19 protein-coding genes are annotated in these 23,108 nt (G+C 55.9%); 10 read left to right on the top strand and 9 right to left on the bottom strand.

The window, feature by feature from the left end:
* Positions 1-34 precede the first annotated feature (34 nt).
* From B7444_RS04220 to B7444_RS04210, 3 genes are all read right to left on the bottom strand, one after another.
* Positions 35-1,210: an AI-2E family transporter gene (locus tag B7444_RS04220; RefSeq protein WP_007282337.1), complete on the bottom strand. Its 1,176-nt coding sequence runs from the start codon at positions 1,208-1,210 to the stop codon at positions 35-37.
* Positions 1,211-1,272: 62 nt separating this feature from the next.
* The gene (locus B7444_RS04215) at positions 1,273-2,514 is read right to left on the bottom strand and encodes a Hint domain-containing protein (RefSeq protein ID WP_035730065.1); all 1,242 of its coding nucleotides are present in this window, start codon (positions 2,512-2,514) and stop codon (positions 1,273-1,275) included.
* Positions 2,515-2,650: 136 nt separating this feature from the next.
* Positions 2,651-4,567, bottom strand: coding sequence for an ABC-F family ATP-binding cassette domain-containing protein (locus tag B7444_RS04210; protein ID WP_007282335.1), 1,917 nt, complete (start codon positions 4,565-4,567; stop codon positions 2,651-2,653).
* 114 nt (positions 4,568-4,681) lie between these two features.
* On the opposite strand from B7444_RS04210, the gene ndk reads away from it, so the two are divergent.
* Positions 4,682-5,104: a nucleoside-diphosphate kinase gene (gene ndk / locus B7444_RS04205; RefSeq protein WP_007282334.1), complete on the top strand. Its 423-nt coding sequence runs from the start codon at positions 4,682-4,684 to the stop codon at positions 5,102-5,104.
* Between the two features lie 524 nt (positions 5,105-5,628).
* On the opposite strand, the gene B7444_RS04200 is transcribed toward ndk, so the two are convergent.
* From B7444_RS04200 to purM, 4 genes are all read right to left on the bottom strand, one after another.
* Positions 5,629-7,041: a DUF2142 domain-containing protein gene (locus tag B7444_RS04200; RefSeq protein WP_007282332.1), complete on the bottom strand. Its 1,413-nt coding sequence runs from the start codon at positions 7,039-7,041 to the stop codon at positions 5,629-5,631.
* A gap of 57 nt (positions 7,042-7,098) precedes the next feature.
* Positions 7,099-8,028 carry a glycosyltransferase family 2 protein gene (locus B7444_RS04195; RefSeq protein WP_007282331.1) on the bottom strand — a complete coding sequence of 310 codons (930 nt, stop codon included), beginning with the start codon at positions 8,026-8,028 and terminating at the stop codon, positions 7,099-7,101.
* A 221-nt stretch (positions 8,029-8,249) separates the two neighbouring features.
* Complete coding sequence (gene purN, locus B7444_RS04190; protein WP_007282330.1) at positions 8,250-8,831, bottom strand: phosphoribosylglycinamide formyltransferase; 582 nt, start codon at positions 8,829-8,831, stop codon at positions 8,250-8,252.
* On the bottom strand, positions 8,828-9,889 hold the full coding sequence (gene purM / locus B7444_RS04185) for a phosphoribosylformylglycinamidine cyclo-ligase (RefSeq protein ID WP_035730078.1): 1,062 nt from the start codon (positions 9,887-9,889) through the stop codon (positions 8,828-8,830). The genes purN and purM overlap by 4 nt, the downstream gene beginning before the upstream one ends.
* Positions 9,890-9,989: 100 nt before the next feature.
* Here purM and B7444_RS04180 point away from each other — a divergent pair, with 100 nt between their 5' ends.
* From B7444_RS04180 to B7444_RS04155, 6 genes are all read left to right on the top strand, one after another.
* Entirely contained in the window at positions 9,990-10,715 is a 726-nt protein-coding gene (locus tag B7444_RS04180) for a DnaA/Hda family protein (RefSeq protein WP_035730068.1), read from the top strand.
* 184 nt (positions 10,716-10,899) lie between these two features.
* Entirely contained in the window at positions 10,900-13,092 is a 2,193-nt protein-coding gene (locus B7444_RS04175) for an RNA degradosome polyphosphate kinase (RefSeq protein ID WP_007282327.1), read from the top strand.
* A gap of 5 nt (positions 13,093-13,097) precedes the next feature.
* Positions 13,098-14,576: a Ppx/GppA family phosphatase gene (locus tag B7444_RS04170; RefSeq protein WP_007282326.1), complete on the top strand. Its 1,479-nt coding sequence runs from the start codon at positions 13,098-13,100 to the stop codon at positions 14,574-14,576.
* A gap of 8 nt (positions 14,577-14,584) precedes the next feature.
* Positions 14,585-15,349 (top strand): CDP-diacylglycerol diphosphatase, encoded by a 765-nt coding sequence (locus B7444_RS04165; protein ID WP_007282325.1) that lies wholly within the window; start codon positions 14,585-14,587, stop codon positions 15,347-15,349.
* 77 nt (positions 15,350-15,426) lie between these two features.
* Entirely contained in the window at positions 15,427-16,569 is a 1,143-nt protein-coding gene (locus tag B7444_RS04160) for an MFS transporter (RefSeq protein ID WP_007282324.1), read from the top strand.
* Positions 16,566-17,252, top strand: a complete 687-nt coding sequence (locus tag B7444_RS04155) for an HAD family acid phosphatase (RefSeq protein WP_007282323.1) — start codon at positions 16,566-16,568, stop codon at positions 17,250-17,252. The genes B7444_RS04160 and B7444_RS04155 overlap by 4 nt, the downstream gene beginning before the upstream one ends.
* 64 nt (positions 17,253-17,316) lie before the next feature.
* On the opposite strand, the gene B7444_RS04150 is transcribed toward B7444_RS04155, so the two are convergent.
* Together B7444_RS04150 and lysA are read right to left on the bottom strand one after the other, a co-directional pair.
* A complete protein-coding gene (locus B7444_RS04150; protein ID WP_007282322.1) occupies positions 17,317-19,998 on the bottom strand; it encodes a DUF4175 domain-containing protein in 2,682 nt (893 codons plus the stop codon).
* Positions 19,991-21,322 (bottom strand): diaminopimelate decarboxylase, encoded by a 1,332-nt coding sequence (lysA, locus tag B7444_RS04145; RefSeq protein WP_007282321.1) that lies wholly within the window; start codon positions 21,320-21,322, stop codon positions 19,991-19,993. The genes B7444_RS04150 and lysA overlap by 8 nt, the downstream gene beginning before the upstream one ends.
* Positions 21,323-21,390: 68 nt before the next feature.
* Between lysA and B7444_RS04140 the strand changes: the two genes are divergently transcribed.
* From B7444_RS04140 to B7444_RS04130, 3 genes are all read left to right on the top strand, one after another.
* Positions 21,391-21,783, top strand: coding sequence for a cytidine deaminase (locus B7444_RS04140; protein ID WP_007282320.1), 393 nt, complete (start codon positions 21,391-21,393; stop codon positions 21,781-21,783).
* Positions 21,780-22,493 (top strand): trypsin-like serine peptidase, encoded by a 714-nt coding sequence (locus B7444_RS04135; protein ID WP_007282319.1) that lies wholly within the window; start codon positions 21,780-21,782, stop codon positions 22,491-22,493. Before B7444_RS04140 ends, B7444_RS04135 begins: the two co-directional genes overlap by 4 nt.
* 117 nt (positions 22,494-22,610) lie before the next feature.
* A complete protein-coding gene (locus B7444_RS04130; protein WP_007282318.1) occupies positions 22,611-23,045 on the top strand; it encodes a response regulator in 435 nt (144 codons plus the stop codon).
* Positions 23,046-23,108 lie beyond the last annotated feature (63 nt).

The raw sequence follows: 23,108 nt of genomic DNA, 5'->3' as shown, positions 1-23,108 counted from the left end.
CATGATGACGTTACGTCAGGAGCAAGAGGAAAATTTACTCTTTGCGAGCCTGGTCTTCAAAAATTTCTCCGACATCCCGCTTGGTCTGATCTTCGTCTTCAAGAGGAGCCGTGGCCTTGTCGCCCATTGCGAGAAGGGCTGCCGTGATCGGAGAGGCAAGGATCAGCCCTGGAATACCAAGAATCGAGCTGAAAACGGTCTGGGACAGGATGGCGACTGCTGGCGGCATGTGCACAGCACGACGCTGAATCAGCGGGGCGAGAACGTTGCCTTCGAAGAACTGGATAACGCTATAGAGAATGGCCACGAAAAGCGCTTCCTTGGTCCCCATGGAGAGACCTAGCAATATTGCCGGAACGGCACCCATGATTGCTCCGATATAAGGGATGAAGTTGCAGAGTCCCGCAACGACACCAAGAGCCAGCGCGAGTGGCACGCCAATTAGCGAAAGACCAATCCCTGACAGAATGCCGACAACAAGCATGTCCAGAGCCTGTCCGGCAGTCCATGCCCAGAGTGTGGTCCCGGCAGCCATCAGTAGCGTGCGGGCTGAACCGCGATGCTGGGTCGGGAAGAGGCGCAGAAAACCATCAATGTAAATGGCTGGGGACAGGGCAAAATAGAGCCCTGCAATCAAGATCACTGCCAGCGTACCGAGAACACCAAAGGCACTGCTTAGAATGCCCGTGACAGACCCGGCGAGGCCTGATCCCAGTGAGCCTAGGCTGCCGGAGGTCGCATCATTGCCGCCTACAGCAGTTGGCAAATGGTCAAGAACCATCTGGCCCAATGTGGATCCGGAAAGATGAGACTTGAGGTCTCCGGACTGCTGGACAAGTGCCTGTTTGAGGCGAATGAACTGGTCCCCGATAGCCGGACCGCTGCTCCATACCAGGCCGGCTACGGCCAGGAGGATCACAACAGTTACAAGTGCCACAGCGGCCTGATAGGGGATAAATGTGACGTGCCGCCGAACTATCCGGGCCAGACCGTGCAACACCACAGCCATCAAGGCCGAGGCGAAGACAACAGCGAGTACGTCTTTCATGAGCCAGACAGCGAGCAGGATTAACGTAACGGCTAAGGCTATGCGGATCAGCCCTGCGATCCGGGAAAGCTCGCGCGCCCGCGGCTCCTTTTCGTCGTGGTCCTTCGTGTCGGAAAACGAAATAGGCATCAGCCGGTCCATCCTGAATCTGTAAGCCAGCATCGGCTTATGGACTTCGGGGTGGCGGGTCAATCGGGTGTTTTACTTTGGAGGGAAACCAGAGGTTATGCAGTGTGGCGGATCTGCGAGCGGGGTTCAGAAAGAATGTAGGGACCACCGCCGATAATTTCGAGCGCCAGGGTGCTTGGACCTTCTGTATTGATATGCAGGGCCGCATCTCCATCAGTCCAGCCCTGACCTGGGGGCTCGTCAGCCATCCACCCAGAGGTTGGTTCCGGGGGCATAAGGTGGTCAGTAACTTTTCGGGTTCTGGAGGCATCAAAAAGAATGATGTCCCGGATCAGGACGCCAAGAGTGCGTCGGTCATCAATGAAAGGCCCTGTTACATCACAGGGACGGGCTGCGCGGGAAACAAGCCGAAGGCTCCTGACCGCATGAGGCAACGTAAAAATGACATATCCGCCGCTCTCACGGCTTGGATAAAGACGGGTGCTGTCAGGAAGAATCAGATGCAGCGAAGGATCTGTCGTCGTGCAGGCCTCGAACCCTTCGACACCAGCCCGTGCGGCGATGGCTTTCCAAACTTCCTCCGTTTGGGAACGGGATGTCATAAGCGGGGCAGCGGCGTCTTTTTCCCAGTCTTTCTGAATTGAACGAAGCGCTGCAATCTGCCCTGCCTGCTGAAAAACCTTCCTGTCACCCGTATCGAAGTAACTTTCAGTCAGTAGTCCGTTGGCAGAGATAAGGGCATGTGGTTCAGTTTCAATATGAAAGTACTCGTATGAGCGAATGCTTCTATCCCACATAATGGAAATTCCATTGACCAGCATTCGTGCTGGAATGAGTCCACCATTCAGGAAAATGCAGTGCTCAGCTGTAACAAGCAGATCGGTATGAGGCAGATGGTCGGCGATCGCGCCCGTACGGATACGGATTGGCCATCCTGCCAGATCGTCGGCAAGATCAGGTCGAACGGTACACTGACTTTTCCCGACCCATACCAGTTTCTCCGGTAACCCTTCAGAGGTCAGGACAAGGTCATTGATGGCCAGGGACTCCACACGACGCTCACCCTCTGGTGTGGCAATCAGGCTTCCGGGAAGAAAGCAGGCCTCCGTGAAATTCTCCGAGGCTGCGGGGTGTGTTGGTTCTTTTGCTCTTCTGGAAGGGGAGCACGCAGCTGGATGCTTGTCATGGTGGCGCTGTGAGGCGGTATGGTGGTGGTTGTAGCCATTATGGCGTGCAGAAGGCGAAGTGTGAGGACTGCCGGATGAACTGTGAGAAGAAAAGTGCCTTGAGGATCTGACGCGAGATGCATTAGAGCCGTGTGAGGTTTTCTGAGGCACGCAGGCATCCTGTCTGTACTTGAAGGCAGCCCTGGGAGTGCCAGTTGCCTCTTGTTTTAAGATCCAGACAGAAATCTACGGATCAAAAGTAAACAAACTCCTTAATTTTCACGTCGCTGTTTGTGAAATTTTGCTTTCAGGCTGATGCGTCTTCAAGTTCGGCCTGAGCCTCCAGCCATAGCTCTTCGGTCTGTTCCTGCGTTGCGTTGAGCGCAGAGAGATGTGCGTTCAGAGACGCAATTTCCCCGGGGTTCCCCGACTGATACAGTGTGGGATCTGCAAGTTTAGCCTCGATTTTTTCTTTTTCTTTCGTGATTTGAGCGAGTTTTGCCTCTGCATCACGAATTTTCCTTCTGAGCGGAGCCAACGCGCGCGTCAGTTCTTTACGATCTACTCTCTTCTGGCTGGCAGAAGGCTGTGGAGTATCCTGAGAAGAAGAGCGGCTCGCGCTTTTCGTGCGTTCGGTATTTTCGGCACGGGCCTTCCGGGCGCGCTCGACCAGCCACTCCTTATATTCAGCCATATCTCCTTCGAAGGGAGAGATCGTACCGTCTTCTACCAGCCAGAACCGGTCTGCCACGGATTCAACCAGATGGCTGTCATGACTGATCAGGATCACGGCTCCTTCAAATTCTGAGAGGGCACGGATCAGGGCATCGCGGGCATCCAGATCCAGGTGGTTGGTCGGTTCATCGAGGATCAGGAGGTGAGGGGCATCACGAGTGGAGAGCGCCAGAAGAAGTCGCGCTTTTTCACCGCCTGACAGTTCCGAAACGCGTGTTTCCGCCCGGTTCACGTCCAGACCAAATCGCGCCAACTGAGACCGGACAGCCACAGGCGTAGCATCAGGCATGGCACGTGCCATGTGATCGATTGGAGTTTCGGAAAGGACGAGTTCATCCGCCTGATGCTGCGCGAAATATCCGATCCTGAGCTTGGAAGAATGGTTGTAAGAGCCGACCATTGGCTCAAGCCGACCCGCCAGGAGTTTGGCGAAGGTTGATTTGCCACGCCCGTTCTGACCCAGAAGCGCGATTCGGTCTTCCATATCCAGACGCTGGTTCAGCCCCTTGAGAACCACGCGGCCGTCATAACCGATGCTGACATTGTCGAGCGTGATCATGGGTGGCGGCAGGGGCTGCGGCTCCGGGAAGGAAAAGCGCGTTGGTGTATCTTCCACGACACTGTCGATCTGGGGCAGGCGTTCCAGCGCTTTCAGTCGGGCCTGGGCCTGCTTGGCCTTGGTGGCTTTGGCACGAAAGCGATCTACAAAGGATTGCATGTGAGCGCGCTGGGTCGCGATGCGCTCTGCCATGCGATTCTGCTGAAGGGCCTGCTCCGTGCGGATACGCACAAAATTGTCGTAGCCGCCTGGTGTCAGGCTGAGCTTCTGGTGATCAAGGTGAGCAATGGCATCGACGGTGTTGTCGAGCAGCGAGCGGTCATGGCTGACGATGATGGCTGCACCAGGGAATTTGGCCAGCCAGGATTCGAGCCAGAGGGTGGCTTCGATATCAAGATGGTTGGTCGGTTCATCCAGCAGCAGCAGATCCGGGCTCAGGAATAGCGCTGTAGCAAGGGAAACGCGCATCCGCCAACCACCGGAGAAATCCGAAACAGAGCGGAGCTGAGCGTCCTGATCGAACCCGAGGCCGGACAGGATGGCGCCAGCACGGGCAGGGGCTGTGTAGGCGTCAATGGCGATCAGGCGTTCATGAACGTCCGCAATTCGCTCAGGATCTGTGGCAGTTTCTGCTTCGGCAAGGAGCTTTGCGCGCTCGATATCGCCTTCCAGAACCGTATCGATCAGGGATGTCTCACCAGATGGCGTTTCCTGCTTCACGCGCCCCATTGTCGCGCGGTTGGCGAGTGTGATCGTACCGCCATCGGGGGCAATATCACCTGCAATAGCGCCGAGGAGCGTTGATTTTCCGGCACCGTTCTTTCCGATAAGGCCGATTTTCCGACCGGGGTCGACAGTCAGCGATGCGCCGTCCAGCAGAGTGCGGCCAGCGATGCGGAGTGTCAGGTCAGTGATGGTGAGCAGGCTCACAGGCGCCTCGATCAGTCGGGAAGAGTGAAAAAACCGCGACAGACCTATCAGGAACGATGAATTTGCTCTAGTGGAACGGCGGGATTTACCCCTTTGTCCAACAGGAGAAGAAAGATGGCTCTCGAGCGCACGCTTTCAATCATCAAGCCCGACGCTACGAAGCGTAACCTGACCGGCAAGATCAATGCCGTGTTCGAAGAAGCCGGTCTGCGCATCGTCGCCCAGAAGCGCATTCAGCTGACCGAAAAGCAGGCTGGTGCCTTCTACGCTGTTCACAAGGAGCGTCCGTTCTACGGCAGCCTCGTGTCCTCCATGATTGCCGAGCCGGTTGTCGTGCAGGTTCTGCAGGCTGAGAACGCTGTTGCCAAGCATCGTGAAGTCATGGGTGCTACGAACCCGGCTGACGCTGCTGAAGGCACTGTTCGCAAGCTGTACGCAGAGAGCATCGAAGCCAACTCCGTACACGGCTCCGACAGCCTTGAGAATGCAAAGAACGAAATCGCATTCTTCTTCGCTGAGACGGAAATTCTTCCGTAAGGAAGATATTACAAATCAGGAAAGCACATTAATCGTGCTTTCCTGATTTTTTGTTATTTAAAGAAAAATATATCTGGTTGGTTATTATTAATAATCAGGATATTCCTCAAGATTTTTATTTCTGATCTTATTCAATCCTCTTGAAAGTTCTGAGTGTTCAATTTCTCTGAGATTTAGTTAAGAAGCATGCAAATGGCAGCGGGAACCTCTCTTGGGGACACGATGTGCTGTCTGCTGTTTTCAAATTTTGTACATCAGAAACAAGGGCCGATAAGAGGAAGGCTGTTTTTGACGCCTTTCGAATGCGCCAGAGACTTCTTTAACTTCGCCTGAGAAGCCCCAAAACGTCACAGTCTGGGAAAGTATCTCAAGCTGACCATCCATATTCGTTCAGGGGGCAGGCAATCCTGGGCCAAAAAAAGCAGGCTGTTTCATTCCATACTTTCCCAACTCCAAGCCGGAAAAGTATGGAAGCATAGCTCAAGCGTTAACGCGAAAAATCTTATAAACCATCCAATTTTTCATTAGTTCCAGAGGTGTGCGTAGATCCCCGTGGCCTCAATGCAGACGTGCATTACACATAAAAAATAAAGCCCTAGAAAAATTGTATTCAATTTTTCTGGAATGTTTTTTGTTTTAGGGAGCAGCATTGTTATGCCTCCTAAAATGGTGGCAGCACTGAGGAAGAAATAACGCCCCTGAAGACCGCTGACCGTAGGCTCGCCGAAATGAGTAAAGCCTACATAAAATGCTAAAATCGTGAATAGAGAGTAAGATAATCCTAGCGCTATTAAAATCATAGCTGGGAAGCGGCCAGAAACGCCTCTCTTGTCAAAGAATGCCAGTAAAACGATCAGAGCAACTGCGATGACGCCGGTTTTTTCACCTATCTTAAAGAATAGAGGAGCGGGTCCACCGCCGAAGCGCCCCCATGCATCTTCTCCCCACCAATGTAGTCCAACACGATAGGTTTCAGTAATTTCGTGTAGGAATGACAAAGGGTTAGTGAGCATGGTGTGGATTTGGATCTTTGGGTCTCCTCCTGTGTTCCAGTAATGGGCAGGATTAAAAGGATATATTCCATTCCAGACGACGGCGGATAGAATACTTAACCCTACAACTGTGAAGCAGAAACGCGCATATTTCTTAGGCGTTTCGAAATAGCTGATTGGAACTAATAGACATCCAAAGCTTAGGAGGCTGCATGTTAATTTGAAAAGGCCAAGCGGAACGGAGAGTGCAATGATGAGCCGAAGCCAGATTTTTCGTTCTTCAGGTGTAACTGTGCGTATTTTCAGGCAGCAGGCAAGGAATAGAAGGGACCCCAAGTTGGTTACTGGATCGGCGCTATAGGTCGTTGCTAGATGAAGGGCGGTTGGTGTTGACATTATTGCAAGAAAATAAAGTCGACCTACGGGTAATATTGCTACAACAATAGATAGTAGTAATATATACCCGATCAGATTTCCCAATCTTCCTGCGTAATATTTTGTATCTACTTTACTGTGAAGTAATTTTGCCAAGAGTAGACCTGTAGCAGACGGAATATACATTATTGGAGAATAAGAAGCAGTAGAAGGAAAAACGACAACATCCTGATGTTTCGGAGCGTTTTGGACATCTTCTGCAATCTGAGCCGCGACATTCATTTCAGAGGGCTGATGACGGTCTCTATTTGAATTGAAATAATGAACCCAAGTGAGGATGTGCGCATCAAGGCCGCCACCAAACATATGATTGGGATAGCGTTGCGCAAACAGGTCACCCTGAGAAATTTGCTGAGCACGATAAAAATGAAATTCTTCGTCTATTCCACTGACAGGAGTAACTCTGTAAACAAGAAAAATTCCTATAATAAGTATTGAGGTAAGATAAATTACCTCAATCGGCCTTAGATTTCTTTTTAGAAATATAAGAAAATTATTAATATAATTCATAATGTGATTTTCCTGGAATTTCTCTCAAGATACAAACCTGTCTGCTGCACGAATTAATTATTGCTCAATTCTAATTGCATAAGACAGATAGGATAGTCTCTTCATTTCTTGGCGACCGTGTTTGATGCCGTTCATGACAATTCCACAGAGAATACAAAGCGCTGAGAGGATGACGAGGCCAGTAGCAAGAACTGCGGAAGGTAATCGAGGGACCAAGCCGGTTCGGGTATACTCAAGGACTACCGGTGCTCCGACTAGAAGGCCGACCACGAAAAGAGCAAGACCTGAGGAAAAGTAAAAAAGAACAGGCTTTTCTCGTTGGACAAGCATGAGAATGGTTAAGAGGATACGGAATCCATCCTGATATGTATTTAATTTTGACGTCGATCCTACAGGACGCTCAACATAGAGGGTTGGCTCTTCGGCGATCGGCATATTGAGTTCCAATGCATGAACGCTGAACTCTGTTTCGATCTCAAATCCTGCTGACATAACTGGAAATGATTTGACGAAACGTCTGGAAAATACCCGATAACCGGATAAAAGATCTGTTGTACGGCGTCCAAAGATCGACATCACAAGGCCAGTCAGCATTTTGTTGCCTAGAACGTGGCCTGGACGATAGGCAGCAGTGCGATCCGTCACACGAACGCCATTCACCATATCCAGGCCTTCGCTGGACGCTCTCTCGACCATACGTCGCGCTGCAGCAGTTTCGTAGGTCGCATCTCCGTCGACCAATACGTAGTAATCAGCTTCAATGTCAGAGAACATGCGCCTTACAACATGTCCCTTTCCCTGCATTGTTTCAGAACGAACAATTGCGCCTGCCCGACGAGCGGAATCAACAGTGCCATCTGAAGAATTGTTGTCGTAAACGTAGATCTGGGCTTCAGGTAGGTACGATTTAAATTCTGAAACAACCTGAGCGATCGCTACTTCTTCATTATAACAAGGTATCAGAACAGCAATTTTCAAATCACTCATGATAACCGTCCTTTAGGAAAGCCAGGAAGATATTGCTTGGGAACTACGACGCTTATATCTCTGGGTGTTACAATTTTATTCTATATAGCCGACATGAAAAAAATCGGGAACGTTCACTAAACAAGAAATAAGGTAAATTTATCTCTTTTGGTGGAAGATATTTTTAAGACTATGGGAGAAATGGAGCAGAAATAATAATTTTATCTTCCCATAGATGGTAACTACTGATCACTGATAAATTTGGAGAGAATAGAAGGATAAAGCACGTGTTCCTGTTCCAGAACGCGAGCCGCCAGCGTGTCTGGAGTATCATCAGCAAGAACCGGTACGGCAGCCTGTCCAAGGATAGGCCCTTCGTCCACTCCGGCCGTGACCAGATGCACGGTGCATCCATGTTCTTTGGCACCCGCCGTCAGGGCCGCCTCGTGCGTATGAAGTCCGGGAAACGCCGGGAGGAGGCTCGGATGAATGTTCAGCATCCGTCCTTCCCATGAGTTGACCAGAAATGGTGTCAAAACACGCATATAGCCTGCAAGGCAGACAATCTGAGCGCCGGAAGCACGAATGGCTGCATCGACTTTCCGTTCGTGCGCTTCCCGATCTTTTCCAAAAGGCTTGTGGTCAATGGCTATGGTCTGAAGGCCCGCAGCACGGGCGACTTCAAGACCCACCGCATCTGGCCGGTTACTCAGAACTAGCGCGATACGAGCGGGATAATCAGGCCGTTCGCAGGCTTCGATCAGGGCGCGCATATTGCTTCCGCGACCACTGATCAGAACGGCAATTGGCGTCTTTTGAATCATGAAAAGGAAACCGGCGCTGTCAGCGCATAATTTTCATCGGAACGAACAATTTCACCAATCAGGAAGGCGCTTTCTCCGCGAGCTTCCAGTTCCGTCAGAACTCGCTCTGGCTCAGGGGTGACCAGAACCATGCCGATGCCGCAGTTGAAGACCCGAAGCATCTCATCAGGCGCTACGTTACCAACCTTCGCCATCCAGCGGAAAACTGACGGGATGGTCCAGGACGAGCCATCAATGCGAACGCCAAGTCCTTCGGGCAGAACGCGCGGAAGGTTACCGGGAAGGCCGCCGCCTGTAATGTGCGCGCATCCACGCAGCAGACCCTTGGCGTGCAGGTCCAGAACCGTACGCACATAAAGCTTCGTGGGTGTCAGAAGGGCTTCTGCGAGCGTATGCCCTTCTGCAAAAGGTGCGGGCGCGTTCCAGCCCAGACCGGACCGCCGAACGATCTCGCGAACCAGCGAAAAGCCGTTGGAGTGCACGCCAGAAGAAGGGAGACCGATCAGCGCGTCACCTTCACGGATACCGGCGGGAAGCAGGTTATCCCTCTCTGCCGCACCAACACTGAAGCCCGCAAGATCATAATGTCCCGGTGCGTACATACCGGGCATTTCTGCCGTTTCTCCACCAACCAGGGCACAGCCGGATTCCGCACAGCCGCGTGCAATGCCTTTCACAACGGTGGCGGCATCTTCAACGGACAGCTTGCCGGTTGCGAGATAATCGAGGAAAAACAGTGGCGTCGCACCCTGTACGACCAGATCGTTCACGCACATGGCTACGAGATCCACACCGACCTCATCATGCTTGCCGGCCTCGATGGCGACCATGAGCTTGGTGCCGACGCCATCCGTGCAACTGACGAGGACAGGATCCGTGAAACCAGCGGCTTTCAGATCAAACAAAGCGCCGAAACCACCGAGGCCGCCCATTGTTCCCGGACGGTTCGTTGCTTTGGCTGCCGGCTTGATGGCATCGACCAGAGCGTCGCCTGCGGCAATGTCCACGCCAGCCTGTGCATAGCTGGCGCCCTGAGGGGTGTCGGGCTGATTGGTCATCATGAAAGCTTCCCGCTGGTTGACGTGACGCCGTTCTAGAGCATCCTGCGCACGGGCGGAACGCTATTTGAGAGCGGAACGACACGGAAAAAGGGCTGGCATGACAAAACCGGACGGACAGACGGTACCCGCGGCAGGGGATAGCGGCCCGCAGATGGCTTTTCCCTTAAGGAGGCCGGCGGCATTTACAGCCGAGCGTTTCATTACGAGTCCGTCCAATGCGGCTGCGAGAGCGTGGTTGTCCCGCAAGGGATGGCCGGACGGACGGCTGTGGCTCTGGGGGCCTGCGGGCACGGGTAAAACCCATCTTCTGTCTGTCTGGGCGCAGGAATATGACGCAACCGTTCTAGATGCGCGCCTGTTTTCCCGCTCCTCTTCAGGGGGGCGCATCCGCGTACAGGGTAATCTCGCCATTGATAACGCCGATTCGCCGGGGGATGAGGCCACCCTGCTTCATCTTCTGAATGATGCTCTGGCGCAGGGTGATCGCGTTCTGATGGTTGGGCGGCTGCCGCCATCGCGTAGTCATTTCGCTCTTGCAGATCTCGCCAGTCGTCTGCGGGCCACCGCCACCACGGCGACGGGCGAGCCGGAAGATGATCTGCGGGCAACGCTGCTCCTTTCGCTTCTGGCGCATCGGCAACTCGTGGTGTCCCAACCCGTGACGGACTGGTTGTGGCGTCATCTTCCCCGGACCGGAAGTGCGCTGGTTTCTGCTGTTGAGCGCCTGGATGATGCGGCGCTTGCGCGTGGCACGGCCATCACCCGCGCACTGGCGCTGGAAATGCTTCCCGATCTCCTGATGTCCGAGCATTCGGACGAATGACACAAAACCGACGTTTGACACGCTTCTTCCGAGTCCCGATCCTGATCGGGATTTTGGTTCGAGCTTCCCGGAAGAGACCATCGTGACGACTGAAGATAAGAAACCGACTCCGCGCCGCCGCACTTCCCGCCAGCCTCGTGAAGGCAGCATGACCCCGGCTGTCACCCGGGCGAGGCGTCGGCGGATGGTTGTTCCGACGGCCAAGGATTATGCGGACATGCCGACCTCGCCGGAGCGGTTCATCAATCGCGAACTGTCTTGGCTCGATTTCAACCAGCGCGTCATTGAAGAGGCCGAAAGCCCACGTAATCCACTTCTTGAACGGGTCCGTTTCCTGTCCATCAGTGCGAGCAATCTGGACGAATTCTATTCTGTTCGCGTGGCCGGCCTCGTCGGGCAGGTTCGCGAAGGCATGGTGGTGCGTAGTCCTGACGGCGCGACGCCTGTTCAGCAGCTTGCCGCAGTCCGTCAGAAAGCGCGTTTTCTTCTGGAAGAGCAGCAGCGCGTCTGGCGCCAGCTTGAAGCCGAACTGAAAAATGCTGGGATTTCCATCCTGCCAACGGATGGTCTTGATGATGCTGACCTCGCACAGCTTGCAACACTGTTCCAGGAGCGCGTCTTCCCGGTTCTGACGCCGCTGGCTGTTGATCCGTCTCATCCGTTGCCGTTCATCCCGAATATGGGTCTGGCGCTTGTCATGCGTCTGAAAGATCCGACAACCGCAAAGCACGTCATGGATGGTCTGATCCTGTTACCGGCACAGGTTCCGCGCTTCCTGCGTCTGCCGTCCAAAGTCGGGTCGGGCGGAGATGCGTCCGGCGAGATCCGTTTTGTACTGCTGGAAGATCTGGTCCAGCTTTTCGCTGATCGTCTGTTCCCCGGACTCTCCATCGGTGCAGCGGGTGTCCTGCGGATAATCCGCGATACGGACGTGGAATTCGAAGACGAAGCAGAAGATCTTGTCCGCTCCTACGAGACCGCATTGAAACAGCGTCGCCGTGGCGTGGGCATTCATCTTGCGCTCGATCAGAAACTGCCAGAAACGCTTGGTCGTGAAATGGGCGAGGAGCTAGGAGTCAACGAAGAAGATGTGCTCGTTCTTCCAAGTTTCGTCGGCGTCGTCGATCTCAAGCAGCTGATTGTCGACGATCGTCCGGATCTCGTGTTCCCGCCTTATACACCGCGCTTTCCGGAGCGCATTCTGGATTATGACGGGGACTGCTTCGCGGCCATCCGTGCGAAGGATATTGTCGTTCACCACCCCTTCGAAAGCTTCGACGTGGTGGTTCAGTTCCTGCGTCAGGCTGCCTTGGACCCGAATGTTCTGGCCATCAAGCAGACACTGTACCGTACATCACGTGACAGCCCGATTGTTCAGGCCCTGATCGAGGCGGCTGAAGCAGGCAAATCCGTCACAGCCATGGTCGAACTGCGGGCACGGTTTGACGAGGAAGCCAATATTCGTCTGTCACGGGCGCTTGAATCAGCTGGCGTGCAGGTTGTTTTCGGTTTTGCGCACCTGAAAACACACGCGAAACTCAGCCTTGTGGTCCGTCGCGAGGGCGGGACGCTGCGGTCCTACGCTCACTTCGGAACGGGTAATTACCATCCGATCACGGCGCGGGTTTACACGGATCTGTCCTTCTTCACGTGCGATCCGAAGCTGGCTTCCGATTCAGCCAAGCTGTTTAATTATATGACCGGCTACGCCACACCGGAGAAAATGGATGCCCTCGCATTCTCTCCGATCACGATCCGGCCGACAATCGAGCAACTGATCCGGGATGAAATCGCACACGCCAAGGCCGGTCGTCCGGCTCGCATCTGGTTGAAAATGAACAGCCTTGTTGATGCAGAACTCATTGATCTGCTTTATGAGGCCTCTCAGGCAGGCGTGAAGATCGTTGGCATCATCCGTGGGATCTGCTGTCTCCGTCCCGGTGTTCCGGGGCTCTCGGAGAATATCGACATCAAGTCCATCGTCGGGCGGTTTCTGGAGCATGCGCGCGTTTTTGCATTCGGAAATGGCCATCGAATGCCGTCCCATAAGGCAAAAGTTTTCATTTCTTCCGCGGACTGGATGGTGCGGAACATGGATTGGAGGGTAGAAGCAATGGTGCCCATTACCAATCCAACCGTTCATGCCCAGATTCTCGGCCAGATCATGACGATGAACATCAAGGACACCCTTCAGAGCTGGACGCTGTTGAAAGACGGCCGCTGGCATCGGGTTGCCCCTGGCGCTCATCCGTTTTCTGCCCACGAATACTTCATGAATAATCCATCCCTGTCCGGCCGGGGTTCGGCCGCACGGGAGAAAGCTCTTCCGGAGGCCCATCGCCCACGCGAGCGGCCTGACCGGATTCTGGAAGACTGAACCTCATGTCATCATCTGCACAGCGTTCCGCCATTGTCGATCTCGGGTCCAATTCAGTCAGGCTTGTGGTTTTTGAAGGCGTTGCGCGTAATCCGCTGCCCATCTTCAACGAGAAGGTCACCCTCAAGCTGGGGCGCGGTCTGGATGCAACAGGTCGCCTGAATGACGAAGGTGTTGCGCTGGCAATGGACGTGCTGGGACGTTTTCATACGGTCGCCCGGGCCATGGGAGCGGACCCCTTCGAAGTTCTGGCGACTGCGGCTGTCCGGGACGCGTCGAATGGTCCGGATTTTGTATCCGCTATACGGGCAAGGATGCCGGGCGTTCCCATCCGTGTTCTTGAGGGTACGGAAGAAGCGGATTACGCGGCTCGTGGTGTGCTGTGCGGACTGCCGGACGCCAACGGTCTTGTCGCTGACATTGGCGGCGGCTCGCTCGAACTGATCCACGTGGCTGACAGTCAGTATTACGAGGCTCTGACGACCAAGCTCGGCGTTATCCGCCTTCAGGACCGCGCCAAGGGTAGTATTGAACGTGCTGCCGAAATCGCCTCGGAGCTGCTACAGGAGGTCAACTGGCTTCCCGGCATGACGGGTCGGCCTCTGTATCTGGTAGGTGGGGCTTTCCGGGCTCTGGCCCGCCTGCAGATTGCCCGCACGCAGTATCCGCTCAATCTGGTGCATCTTTTCACGCTCTCTGAAGGGGAAGCGCGGGAGATGTCGGATTGGGTGATTGGGGCGTCCAAGCGCACGCTTGAAAAACTTCCGAATGCGCCTCGCAAACGCCTGGGAGATGCCCCTTTCGCGGCCGTTGTTCTGAAATGCCTGATGGAGCGCGTGCGTCCGTCCAAGGTCGTCTTCAGTGTCGATGGCCTGCGGGAAGGCTGGTACATGAAGCATGTGGCATCGTCAGTTGCTGGTGATGACCCGATGAGTGCTCTGGCTGAGGAAATGGCCGGGCGCCTTGCCCGCAGTGTCACGCTGTCCAATGCCCTCACAGGATGGACGGCACCGTTATTTCGCGACGAGACGCCGTGGCAGCGACGCCTGCGTCAACTGGCCTGTACATTGTCGGATATTGGTTCTTACGATCATCCTGAATATCGCGCGGAGCAGACTTACCAGCGCGTTATGCATTGCCATGGGGTCGGGTTCGAACATGCAGCCCGGGCATTCATCGGGCTCACCCTTGCAGTCCGTTATGAAGTGGCAATGGACGCGTCCCTGATTGAGCCGTCCCGTCAGCTTCTGTCCCGTTCGGAAATCGAGCGGGCGGTCAGGTTGGGTCTGGCTCTCCGTCTGGCCTATACACTCTGCGCCGGGACGACTGTGTTGCTGGAAGAATGTCGTCTTTTGGTGGAAGACCAGCAGCTTGTGCTGATTCTGGGCGCACGCAGCGTGCGTGCTGCAGGTAGTGCAGTTCGTCGGCGTTTTGAAAGACTGGCTACGGCCATGCAGTTAGAGTGTCAGGTAAGGGAAGAATGAGTTTGAGGATGAAGATCGGCGCCAGAGTGGCTTTGGGGCTGATGGCTGCTGTCACGATTGGTGGCGGCCTCGCGGCCTGCGGCAAGCTTCCCGGGCACGACCGGAACAAGCTCTGGGAGCTGGTGGGAAGCCGTTGTGCGAAGGATGCGCAGCATCAGCCGTGTGCGGTTTACGATCCTCAGGACGGTTATGCGCTTCTGAAGGATCTTTATGGTCATGGTCAGTACCTGCTGATCCCGACGAAGAAGGTTTCCGGCATCGAGGACGCCTCCCTGCTTCAGGCGGAAACCCCGAACTATTTCGCGGAAGCCTGGGCCGAGCGGCAGCGCGTTCCGGCAGGGTATGGCTTCCCTGTGCCGGACGAGCACCTGTCTCTTGCCATCAATTCCCGTGACGGCCGAACGCAGGACCAGCTTCATATTCATATTGATTGCCTGACACCTTACGTCCGCGCCGAGATCGACAAGTACATGATTGGCGAGGCCTGGACGCCTGTTTCGCTCTATGGGCATCCATACCGCGCCCGGCTTGTTCAGACGCTTGATCCATCTCCGTTCCGCCTCATAGGAGATACGGAGATGGCGGATCACACGATTGTGGTTACGCCGGGCCATCATGGCGGCTTCGTCATCCTCGATGACGTTGCTCATGCTCTGGACCGGGCTTCTGGTGAGGAAGTGCAGGACCACAAGTGCAAGATCGACGATCCGAAGCACAAGGCCATGCATATGGACGGCATGGAGCCGGGCATGCACATGAACGGGATGATGTAACCCTTCATCTTGTTCTGTAGCTCCGGGACTGGCATGGTTCGATCATCCTCGAACACCTGTTATTCCGGAGATTGCCCGTGAACTGGCCTTTGCTGGCTCTGGCCGTGGGCGCATTCGCCATCGGTACGACCGAATTTACCCCGATGGGCCTCCTGCCTGTTATCGCGCAGGGCCTTCAGGTCACGGTACCGAAGGCGGGTGGCCTTGTGACGGCCTATGCCGTGGGCGTCATGGCTGGTGCCCCTTTCATTACGCTTCTTCTGGCAAGGCTGCGCCGTAAATCCGCCCTGACATTGCTCATGGGGATTTATGTCGCTGGCAATTTGCTGTCCGCAGTCGCGGGAAGCTATGAACTCCTTTTTGCCTCGCGTGTGCTAACGAGCCTGGCTCATGGTGCCTTCTTCGGCCTCGGAGCGGTTGAAGCATCCGCTGTTGTTGCACCCGAGCGCCGGGCCAGTGCGGTTGCGACCATGTTCATGGGCCTGACGATCGCCAACATCATTGGTGTTCCCGCGGCAACCTGGCTTGGCATGAACTTCGGCTGGCACATGGCTTTTGGTGTGACCGCCGTCCTCGGCCTTCTGACAATGGTTGCCGTACAGTGGGCGCTTCCGGCGCGGGAGGCTGGACCTGTTCCAGACGTTGGCAGTGAACTCAAGGCCCTTTTGCGCGCGAATGTTCTGCTGGCCTTGGTGACGACCGCGATCGGGGCAGGGGCAATGTTTGTGCTCTACACTTATATCGCGCCGATCCTTCAGCACATCACCCATGCCAGCCCGCTGGTTATTACGATTGCCCTGATGCTGACGGGCGTGGGATTTTCGATCGGCAATGCGATTGGTGGCAGAAGTGCAGATCGCTCTCTGGACGGTAGCCTGCTGATGTTCTTTCCCATTCTGGGGGCCGTCATGCTGCTGTTCCCGTGGGCAGCTCAAACGGTGCCGGGCGCATTGATCGCTACGCTTGTCTGGGGAGCCGCGACATTCGCATTGATGCCTGCTCTTCAGATGCGCGTTATGCAGGCCGCCCATGATGCACCTGCTTTGGCATCCTCGGTGAATATCGGTGCCTTCAATCTTGGAAACGCGATTGGTGCCGCTTTTGGCGGGATCGCGCTCTCAATGGGGTTGGGTTATGCGGGTGTTTCCGTTATCGGAACGGCTCTGGCCCTCGTTGGGGTCGGTCTTGTTCTCTTCTCGCGAAAGGTGGCCCCGCCATGACCCGTTCCTTTCTGCTCGCCACCGGGCTTCTTTTCAGTGCGGCTCTGACGCCATTTGCCGCTTACGCCGAGCAGCCTGCCAATGTCGGTGATGCCGTCATGGCGGCCAGCGCCTATCATGACAGCGGCGACTATCAGCACGATTTCGACACGGTGATAGGCCAGGCGCGTCATTGGGTCTTCGAGCGTGCGCCCAAGGTGCACAAGCCTGCGATCGTTCTCGATATTGACGAAACGACCCTGTCCAACTGGGATGAAATCCGGGCAGATAATTTTGGCTATATCCCCAACGGCCCATGCGATGCTCTACCCAAAGGGCCATGTGGCGCCATTGCCTGGGAGAAGAGTGGCCGTGCGCCTGCTTTTGCGTCCACGCTGGCTTTGATCAACGAAACCGAGAAGAACCACGTTGCGGTTTTCTTTATCACGGGCCGTCATGAAGACGAGCGTGAGGCAACGGCTCGCAATCTTCATCTGGCCGGGATCAAGCACTGGGACGGGCTGGATCTGCGTCCCATGACCTCACATGGCTATGCTGCGCATTACAAGGCACCGGCGCGTGCAGCGATTGAAGCCAAGGGCTACACCATTATTGCCAGTATCGGAGATCAGCCTTCCGATCTCGCTGATGGTCATGCGGAGAAGGGCTTTCTGCTGCCGAACCCGTTCTATCGCGTGCCGTAAGGCAAGCTTGTTTCTGATATGAAAAAGGCGCTCAGGTCATTCACCTAAGCGCCTTTTTTCTGGCCTAAAACGACTTCAGCAGCCGTTCCAGATAGTCCAGTTCACCCTGAGGGCGTGTGCGATCCGAAGCACGTCGGCGAAGTTCGCGTTCAATATCCCGAGCCCGATCCCGAGCATTGCGATCCGGGATATGCGCGTCGGAATCCTTGCCGTTCTGGCCTTCGCCCAGTTTCCGGCCCAGCGGATCCTGATCCTTGCGGTCTTCATCCCCATCATCGTCATCGCCCGCGTCCGGCTGGTCTCCGCCGTCGCCCTGCTGACCGGCTGCACCATGCTGCTGCTGGCCAGATCCGCCACTTCCCATGGACGGAATGAAGCTCAGGCTTCCGCCTTTGCCCTGACCCGATCCGCCAGATTTCTGGTTCTGCCGCATTTGTTTTCCGGCTTCGGACAGGTCGGCTAGCACTTTCTGTTCCGCCGTCGCAGCATCATCATCATGACGGTCTGCCAGAGCTTTTCGGGCGTCCTGCATGTCCGCTTTGGCCTTGTCGAAAGCCGTCGCAGGTTTGCCAGTGAGATCCTTGACGCGGCGACCAAGAATATCGTCGATGCGTTCCAGAGCGCGCTGGAACGCATGGTCCGCACGGCGCTCGGGAGACTGTGCGGCAACGGTGGCCGGATCGGTCGGCGCTGCTGGTTTGCCGGGAGCGGCCTGTTCCATATTGGGCGGAGGCTGCATACCAAGCTGACGCAGAAGATCGGCTGTGGACATCTGGCTGATATCTTCATGTCCATCCTGCTGATCCGGGGGCAGGGCGGCCTTGCGTGCGGCGGACAGTCGGGCCTGTGCGTGATCAAGAAGCGTCGTTTCCCGATGAACCAGATCATGCAGGGCGGCCCGTTGCGCCCCGGCTTCTTCCTGCGCTTTCATCTGGGCGGCAAGGGCTTTCAGATCTTCCGGCGTGGCCTGACGCATATGCTCGGCCATGTCTTCCATTTGCTGAAGCTTGCGGAGAGCCTCATCACCATGGCCCTGGGATGCATCGTTCTGAAGACGCTGCATCTGGTCGGACCAGGGATCAGCCGAACTGGTGCCGGACTGAGGCATCATGATGCCGCTTTGCGCCGCTTTCTGGAACAGAAGCTGCATCCGGCGGTTCAACGCATCCTTGAGATCTTTCGTCCGGCGCTGAAGCTCTTCCTGTTCGGCAAGAGAATGACCCTTTTCGCCCAGTTCCTGCATATGATCGAGCTGCTGCTGCACGCTCTGTTGGGCAGCACGAACGGCAGCGGCTGCATCTGCGATTTCCGGACCATCCCGTCTCAGATCATCCAGATACAGAGCCAATGCCCAGAGTTGGTCTGGAACCTGCTCGGCTGCCTTCTGCGGTGCGTTGTGCTGGAGAGAAGCAATGTCCAGACCAAGTGGAGCAAGCAGGGCGAGAACATCTGTCGTCTGTGTCAGGAGCTTCAGTTCGTCTGCGGCCTGCTGAGGGCGTTCCTGCCCGAGCATCAGGCGACGACGCAGAGACACGATGGCGCGGGCCAGCGGGTCCGAGAACTTGCGTGCACCCAGACGAAAACGAATTGCGTCGCTGCGGCTTTCATGGCCGGAAACGCTGGTGGCGTGTAGCCGTCCCTCAACCTCCATGCCCGCAAAGGGATCGGAAGAAAGGTCCGGCCGGGCCTCGCCTTTGGCATCCTTGGGATGACCGTCCAGAGGAATGGGCACACGAAGCGTGCGGCCTTTCGAAATGCCCGGAAGTCTGATTTCAGCGTCCAGAGATGCGACGCCGTAAGACTGCTGAACATGCCAGGGAAGGCTGGTCCGCCAGTCATCCTTCTGCGGAGCCGGCTTCCCGTCCCATGAAACCACGGGAGGAAGATCAGGCTCGACAGTGACGCGCCATGAGCCAAGGATCCGGCCACGTGAGGAGAGCGTTACCGTTCCGCTCTGCTGAAGGGTTGCCTTCTCGCTCCAGCTTTTTTCATCGAGCCGGTCATGACTGAGAGATGTGGCTCCGCGCAGGATAGGGCGACCATTCGCACCTGTAATCGTCGCATTCAGGATGGCCCCTTGCGGAACGGTTACAGGTTTGGCCTGCTGCGTTTGGGAGAGGAAAACAGGCGCACCGGGTGCGTAGGACGGACGATCAATCCATGCCTGCACCGATGGAAGGGGAACACTATCATCATCCACGCCGGGCACAAAACCTGAATGCAACCGAGAGAGGGAATGAGGGCCGATTAAAGCCATAGCTGCGGCAAGTGCAACCGTGACAGACGCAAGACCCAGCTTTTCGCCCGTTGTTGTTTCCGGCTTTGGAAATCCGACCTTCAAAGGGCCAAGGGATGCGACAACGCGGTGAACGTGCTGGGCCCAAATGGCTGCCTGCTCACCATTGCCGGCATAAGCCGGACGGTCAGCAAGCGTCAGAAGCGGCTGGTAAGCGAGATGCGAGGCACGCTCAATCCGGCGGTCAACCTGTGCTTCCGTAAGTTGCGGAATGGAGCGCAGTCCCTTGATGCCGAGCCAGAGCGCCGTTCCAAGAACAATCAGTTCGAAAAGGGCATGAAGCCAGTCGGGCAAGGATTGAGGCACACGGGCCAGACTGGCCAGACCATAGAATGCCGCAAGAAGCAGCGACCAGCGCAGAGCTGGCCAGGCACGTTCCCACCACAGAACGCGCCTGGCGCGACGGCGAATGGAAACGAGGCGAGCTGTTGCGGCAATCGGATCAGCCATGGGCGGGCAGCAGCCAGTCCGGAACGGTTTCTGCTGCGATCAGGTCTTCCACGGTCTGGCGCTGGCGGATGATCTCCCAGCGACCATTATCGACCAGAACCTGAGCGGCGAAGGGCCGGGAATTATAGGTCGAACTCATGACGGATCCGTAAGCTCCCGTATCCAGAAGGGCAACGAGATCTCCACGTTTGAGGGACGCAGGCAGGATGCGATCCTTCGCGAAGATATCACTGCTTTCACAGACAGGTCCTACCACATCCCATGGCTTGAGAGCGTCACTGAACGCAGCCGGGGCGACGGGAAGGATGCCATGCCATGAATCATACAGCGCCGGACGGGCCAGATCGTTCATGGCGGCATCAATCACGACGAAATCCGGATTGCCTGCCTTGGTTTCGATCACGCGGGACAGAAGGACGCCTGTCGGGGCCGACAGCCAGCGACCGGGCTCAATGCTGAGCGCCACGTCGAGATCTCCCAGTGTTTCGGCAATAACGCCTGCGAGCATTTCCGGGGGAGGGGCAACTTCATCCTTGTACCGGATACCCAGACCGCCGCCACAGTCGATTGTTTCGATCGGATGGCCGGCGGCCCGGATTTCCCGAACCATATCGGCAAGGCGACTGTATCCCTGACGGAACGGCTCAGCCGTCAGCATCTGGCTGCCAAGATGTACCGCCAGACCGATAAGCTGCACATGATCGAGGGTAGCCGCTTCGGCATAAAGTTCAACGGCGCGCCGATGTTCGATCCCGAACTTGTCGCCAGCACGGCCGGTACTGATCTTGTCGTGCGTCTGTGCATCGACATCCGGGTTCACACGCAGGGCCGCGCGGGCCACCTTGCCGCAGGCACGGGCGATCTCGTTCAGGCGGTGAAGCTCTTCCACGCTCTCCACGTTGATCTGACGGATCTCGCGTTCCACAGCTTCACGGAGTTCAAGATCTGATTTCCCGACACCGGAAAAGACGATTCCATCTGGCCCGATCCCGGCATGCAGTGCGCGCTTCATTTCTCCGCCGCTGACGATGTCGACGCCGTAGCCGCAGTCCCGGAGAATTGTCAGGGTCGCCTGATGATCCTGCGATTTCATGGCGAAATGGAAATGCACTGGCAAGTTGCGAGCTTCGAAAGCCGCTTTCAGCGCATTGGCGCGACGGCGCAGCGTACCGGCCCCCGTAATCCAGCAGGGCGTACCAGCAACAGCAGCGATGACGTGCAGGGGCACGCCTTCGAAAAGAAGACCGTCACGGGCATTGACCTCAAGAGGAGGGCGGCTTGTCAGAAGGTCATTAAGGGAGGGGGCGGAAAAGGGAGCGTTCATGATGGTTCTACCGTATCGTGGACGCTTGGATGTTCCAAGCCGTTCACACAGGCACTAGTGTCGGAATTATGATGAAAGAACTGATCTCCCGGGCCCTTGATGCCCGCTCCCGTGCTTACGCGCCATATTCCCGATACCAGGTGGGCGCGGCGCTGCGCTGTGATGGTGTCATCTATTCCGGCTGCAATGTAGAAAATGCAGCCTATCCGCTCGGCACCTGTGCTGAAGGCGGGGCTGTTTCCGCAATGGTGCTTGGCGGCGGTCAGCGTATTGAAGAAATCGTGATTGTTGGTGGCGGCGACCAACCCTGTACACCCTGTGGAGGGTGCCGGCAGAAGCTGCGGGAATTCGGGCAGCCAGATCTGAAAGTTCACATGATTTCTTCTACGGGTAAACTTCTTCTGACGCGAACACTTGCAGACCTGCTGCCGGACGCTTTCGGTCCGGATAATCTGGGATGAAATTTCGTTCCTGCCTTCTGATCAGTTTCCTGGAGCTGGCGGGGTTGGGTGGGGCAGGACATACGTTCGCCCGGCCACAGTCCGTACTGCCTGGTCTGGGAGACGGAGCAAGGCGGGAACTGATAGACGTCAACAAAGCGCCATGGCGGATTCTGGCGCGTGTGCAGACAGAGCTGGGGGTAAGGTGTACGGGCTTCGCTGTGGCCCCGACGGTTGTGATGACGGCAGCTCATTGTCTCTGGCTGCCCGCAACGCATCATTATATCCAGCCGAAAGACATTCATGTTCTCATGGGATATGCCCGCGGCGGGTATCGACAGCATGCACAAGTCGCCCGTTTCGTTATTCCGGCAGGATATGATCCGGCGAATGAGGCCGGAACGGCAAGCAATGACCGTGCCACGCTGCTCATGGATCATCCAGTCGCGGTCGCGGCTGACCTGCTTCCGGCCGTGGAGGTGAGGGACGGGATGAGCGCCATGCTTGTGGGGTATCCGCAGGACAGAAGTGAAGTTCCGTTCGGGGATGTGGAATGCCACATCAACGGCGTCACGGTCAGTGGGCTTGTGCATCACGACTGCGAAGCCACCAAAGGTGTCAGCGGCGCCCCTTTGCTGGTGCGCGCACCCGAGGGGGCGTGGGGTGTTGGGGCGCTTGCGGTAGGGGCAGATGTTGGGCCGGGCGGATTGGCTGCTCCCCTGATTCGATAGGGGTAGGAAGAAGAATTTTCATAATTCTGCAAACATCTTCCAGATCGGACGTTTGAAAGATCGGGAACACCTTATTTTGGTTTTTCCAATCAATATTGGTCCAGGAGGGCGCGTTTTATGTATGTCATGTCAGGGAAAGGAACGACGTCTGTCGGGCGGTCTCGCGGCATGCATGCTGGAGGTGCTTATCTGGCGGCGCGGAAGAATGTGTTAGTCGTCGAAGATCAGGCTCTGCTGCGGTTTCTTGCTGCAGACATGCTTGAAGACGCAGGATACAACCCGATTCTTGCTGCCACTGCCGATGAAGCCATGGATATTCTGCTGAAAGGCGAAACCGTGGATCTCGTATTTTCTGATGTGAACATGCCGGGCCGTATCAATGGGCTCGATCTGGCAGAGACAGTTGTGCAACGCTGGCCGGAGATCGGGGTTGTTCTGACGTCAGGCGCATTCCTGAAAGAACAGAGAACACTTCCGGAAAAGACAGCCTTTCTTCCCAAGCCTTACGAATGGGAAGACGTCTATCGCGCTCTGGAAGAACTTACGCACTGATTTTCAGGGAAAAGCTGTGTGGTGCACCCGAAAGGACTTGAACCTCTAACCCCCAGATTCGTA

The sequence above is a fragment of the Gluconobacter thailandicus F149-1 = NBRC 100600 genome (assembly GCF_000964465.1).
Classification (GTDB): Bacteria; Pseudomonadota; Alphaproteobacteria; order Acetobacterales; family Acetobacteraceae; genus Gluconobacter; species Gluconobacter thailandicus.
This window is presented reverse-complemented; position numbering and strand designations above follow the sequence as displayed.